The following is a 798-nucleotide window of genomic DNA, read 5'->3' on the forward strand; positions in this document are numbered from 1 at the left end:
TTCGGGCACGAACTCGCGTCCTTACTCACCCTCCACTTTCACCTGCTCGATTCGCAACCCACTTCGTGACGGGTATATAAAATAATCACCGAAAATACTGTCGCAGAACTTCGGCTAGAGCAGTTTCGTAGTCAGTGTACATGATAGCCGCAGTAGTTAAACCAGCTTTGGGCATCTTGGGTTGTTATGCAGGCTAGCCCCGCTTGCAAGGCGGCGGTCGGGCCCTAGCAGGTGCGGGCAGCAGCGGTACGCCGGTGGGTTTTGAGCTTGCGGAAGGCCAGCTCGATGGGCGTGAAGTCCGGCGAATAAGGCGGCAAATGCAGCAGCCGCGCGCCCCGTTTGTTGACCAATTCCGCCAGCCCGGCCACCTTGTGCATGTGCAGGTTGTCGACGACCACTACATCGCCCGGCTGCAAGGTTGGGCTCAGCACCTAGTCCAGGTACCCGGCGAAGCCGGCCGTGTTCACGGCCCCGTCCAGCTCCATGACGGCCTCCACGCCCTGGGCCGAGAGGGCGGCCACCACCGTCACGTTCGGCCCGTTGTGCAGCGGCACGGCCGTGTCCACCCACCGTCCGGCCGGGGCGCGGCCGTGGCGGCGGGTGTAGGTTAGGTTGACGCCCGTCTCTTCCACGAACTTGAAACGCTAAGTCGCCGCGACCCGTTCGCGCAAATCAATGCAATACACTTGCATGAAGAAAAGTACGCTTAAAAGCTAAACACTGTACTACTCCCCAAAAACTGGACAGTTTAGCGGGGCCTGTTAAGCAATATAGTTATGGTTGGATGAATGAGGGTTG

General features: G+C 59.1%; 2 protein-coding genes. Both read right to left on the bottom strand.

The window, feature by feature from the left end; all coding sequences use genetic code 11:
* Window positions 1–224 precede the first annotated feature (224 nt).
* Window positions 225–431, bottom strand: a complete 207-nt coding sequence (locus JKL48_RS22875) for a transposase (protein ID WP_201987735.1) — start codon at window positions 429–431, stop codon at window positions 225–227.
* Complete coding sequence (locus tag JKL48_RS22880) at window positions 432–632, bottom strand: hypothetical protein (protein ID WP_201987737.1); 201 nt, start codon at window positions 630–632, stop codon at window positions 432–434.
* Between the last annotated feature and the right edge of the window lie 166 nt (window positions 633–798).

It is taken from the genome of Hymenobacter rubidus (assembly GCF_016734815.1).
Lineage (GTDB): Bacteria > Bacteroidota > Bacteroidia > Cytophagales > Hymenobacteraceae > Hymenobacter > Hymenobacter rubidus.